The sequence below is a fragment of the Micromonospora sp. WMMD736 genome (assembly GCF_049179015.1).
In the GTDB taxonomy this organism is placed as follows: domain Bacteria; phylum Actinomycetota; class Actinomycetes; order Mycobacteriales; family Micromonosporaceae; genus Micromonospora.
In genome coordinates this window covers 1-3,298 of sequence record NZ_JBMHMI010000054.1, presented here as the reverse complement: position 1 = coordinate 3,298, position 3,298 = coordinate 1, and the positions used below count along the sequence as shown (strand labels likewise).

The following is a 3,298-nucleotide window of genomic DNA, read 5'->3' as shown; positions in this document are numbered from 1 at the left end:
CGGCCGGCATCCGGGAACTCCGCTTCGTCGCGGTTGGCGGCGGCGTAGTTGACGATCACGGATTCGCCCCGGGAGAACGTGCAGCCGCTCAGTTCGACGTCGTTGGCGACGGTGCGGGGGATGCCGTGAATCGACCCGGCGAATCGGATGAACTCCTCCACCGCGCGCGCCATGAGCTCGGGATCCTCGATCAGGCGATCCCGTTCGGCGGGGTTGGTAGCGAGGTAGTGGTAGGCGAAGGACATTGCGCTTGCCGTCGTCTCGAGCCCGGCCTGGACCAACAGCATCGCGTTGGACACGACGTCGCCGAACGGCAGTTTCTCTCCGTCGATCTCGGCGTTGAGCAGGACGTCGATCATGTCGTCGTGCGGCGGTTGCGCCGCGCGTGCGGTCACCGCGTCGGCCAGGTGCTGATAGAGGCCGCCCCACGCGGCCATGCGTGCCTCCTCGGTGTCGCCGTTGAGGGCAGTGTCGGTCAGCTCGACACAGAGCGGGACGTCGTCGACGGGCATCCCTAGCAGGTACTTGAAGAACACGATGCCGGGCTGGCGCCAAGCGATCTGTGCGAGATCACCGCGGCCGGTCTCGATGAAGTCGTCGATGAGATCGTCGGTTTCGGCACTGATCTCGGGTCGCAGTGCCTTCATCCGGGCCGGCGAGAAGTACGGGTTGAGGACCTTGCGGAACTTCTGCTGTCGCGGCGGATCGAGAGTGATCACCAGGTCACCGGCGAGTCGCTCGGCTCCCTCGGGGGTGGGGTTGCTGGAGAAATTCTCCCAGTCCTGCAGGATCTTGACACATTCGGCGTAGCGCACCGCGACCCACGCACCCCCGGGCGTCGCGGCCAGAAACGGTGAATCAGTGTGGGCAAAGGGCGATTTGTCGCGCATCACCGCGTAGACGTCGTACAGGAAATCGTTGTCGTTGAAATCGGCGTGGCGCAGATCCCAGTTGTCGGCGTGCCGTTCGGGCGTCTGAGTCACGGTGAATCTCCCTGCTGCTCAGCGGACTCGCGCGCTTCCCGTTCTTCGTGGAGGCGGACCAGTTCGCGGAACCCGATCCGGTTGTACTTCGGCACCGGTTGGATGCCCCACTCGTCCTGGGCGGTGTCCTTGCCCTCGGCGCCCTCCGGCGGCCCCAGCGGTGGGTAAGGAACCTGGCACTCCAACTTGTCGTCGGAGTAGCGGACCTTGAGTAGTTCACTGCAGATCTCGGTGAGGCTCAGTGTCGGATACCCGTAGTAGACCGCCATGAACGGCAGCGTGAAGGCGCCCTCGATGACCAGGGCGACCAGGCACACCAGCACAGCGCGCTTGATCCACCTGTGCATCCGCGCGTAGTACGGCGTGGTACCCGGTGGGAGGTCTTCGGCCTTGTCGGCGGTGTCTTCGGTCTTGTCTTGGCTGGCTTCTGGTGTGGTGCTCACAGTGGCTCCTTCAGTCCGAGAAGATTTCGCGGTTGACCGTGTGCAGGTACGGGATCGCGAGGAACGGCGTGATGTAGAAGATGTCGTAGAGCCACCAGCCGATGACGGGGAAGACGACGCCCGCGTAGCGAACATCGGCGTACATCGTCATGTTGAACACGTACAGACACCAGATGAGCACGCCCATCCAGCAGGTGATGATCATCCACTGGTGGCCCCAGCGTTTCATCTGCAGGAACCCGATGGCCGCCGCGCAGCGCATCGCGAAGACGGTGAGGATCATTCCGAACACCATCGACTTCTCGCCCGGCGCAGCGGCGCCACCGATCCACGCTTCGTTGTAGTGCCAGAAGTAACCGGCGTCGAACATCGCACCCCAGCCGACCATCAGCACCCGGTTGATCAGCGTGTGGTTGGCGACCAGGTCCAGCGCCCAGCCGAGGCTGTTCAGCATGCCGTCGATGAGCACGAGATAGCCGATCAGGGTGACGATCATGGGCCGCACCGAAAGCCCGGCCCGCAGGGCCTCGCGCTGCAGCCACACCCCGCGCAGGAAGATCGGCAAACCGATCAGTCCGGGGGCCCACATGCCCATCAGCGCGGCACCGGCGATCATCCACTTGTCGGCGCGGCGTTGGGCCAGCCGGGACTCGTCATGGTGCTCTTCGAGGTTTCCCGAACCTGTTCGGGGGACGGTGGCCTTGACAGCCTTGACCTCGCTCCCCGACTTCCGTTTCAGTAGCGGAAGATTCACAGTTCCCACCAGCCACGCGCGAACGACATGTAGAGCTGGATTCCAAACATCGTCAACAGGTAGCCGTAGACCACGATCTGCAGGATGATGAGCGCCCTCTTACGCTTGCGCTCCTTTTGATCGACCATGTCGGTGCCCCTTTCCCCTAGTACCTGGTGCTTTCAGCGTCGGCCAGGCCGGCCGCTGCAACTTCGCGAAGTCCCTCGGCGATGGCACCGTCACTGGACAGTGGGGCGAGCACGCACGCCTCAGCTGCTTCCAGTTCGGTTGTGCCCGCGGCGATCAGGTGCGCGGCGGTGACCAGCACCCGGGTCGACGGCGGCTCGAAGTGGAACGCCGCCTCAGCGGTGCGGATCGCGGTCGCACACCGGACCAGCCGTTGCGCCGTGGCCGTGCCGACTCCGGTTTCGGCCACGATGACCTCGGCTTCACGCTCCGGTGGGAGGTATCGCATCGGCAGGGTGACGAACCGTTGCCGAAACGACGGCTTCAGTTCCTTCAGCGAGCTGCGGTAGGCCGGGTTGTAGGAGCAGACCAGCATGAAGCTCTCCGGTGCATGCACGACTTCGCCCGCCCTGTCGAGGTAGAGGGCGCGCCGGTGGTCGGTGAGCGAGTGCAGGACGGCCAGCGAATCATGGCGTGCCTCGACGACCTCGTCGAGGTAGCAGATCGCACCGGTCTTGACGGCGCGGGTGAGCGGGCCGTCGTTCCACACCACGTCGCCGCCGGTCACCATGAAGCGTCCGACGAGGTCGGAGCTGGTCAGGTCGTCGTGGCAGCTGATGGTGACGACCGGCCGTTCCAGCAGGGTGCCCATGTGTTCGACGAGCCGGGTCTTACCGCAGCCGGTGGGCCCGGTGAGCATCACCGGGAGCCGCTGCCGGTAGGCCCGTTCGAACAGTTGGACTTCGTTGCCGTTGGCATAGTAAGTGTCGCTGTACGTGTCGTTCGTCATGCGGAAACCAGCTCTCGGTGGACATGGGCGAGGACGCGGGGAAGTTGTTCGACACGCTGAATGCGCTGGGAGCGTTTGCGGCCGAAGACTTCCGGCAGCGGGTCGACGCGGGTGGGGCCGACGCCGACGTAGTACATGGAGACGCCGGCCTCGTTGGCCTCGT

Annotated in this window: 5 protein-coding genes; all 5 read right to left on the bottom strand. The window is 64.7% G+C overall.

The features are described 5' to 3' along the window. The coding region (locus ACN269_RS33445) for a cytochrome P450 (protein ID WP_421477145.1) at positions 1-983 on the bottom strand (983 nt) is incomplete at its 3' end. After that, on the bottom strand, positions 980-1,426 hold the full coding sequence (locus tag ACN269_RS33440; protein WP_421477143.1) for a hypothetical protein: 447 nt from the start codon (positions 1,424-1,426) through the stop codon (positions 980-982). The genes ACN269_RS33440 and ACN269_RS33445, both read right to left, overlap by 4 nt. A 10-nt stretch (positions 1,427-1,436) precedes the next feature. Beyond that, positions 1,437-2,042, bottom strand: coding sequence for a hypothetical protein (locus ACN269_RS33435; protein WP_421477141.1), 606 nt, complete (start codon positions 2,040-2,042; stop codon positions 1,437-1,439). A gap of 134 nt (positions 2,043-2,176) precedes the next feature. Then, positions 2,177-2,308: a hypothetical protein gene (locus ACN269_RS33430; protein WP_421477140.1), complete on the bottom strand. Its 132-nt coding sequence runs from the start codon at positions 2,306-2,308 to the stop codon at positions 2,177-2,179. A gap of 17 nt (positions 2,309-2,325) precedes the next feature. After that, positions 2,326-3,135, bottom strand: coding sequence for an AAA family ATPase (locus ACN269_RS33425; protein WP_421477138.1), 810 nt, complete (start codon positions 3,133-3,135; stop codon positions 2,326-2,328). Positions 3,136-3,298: the final 163 nt, after the last annotated feature.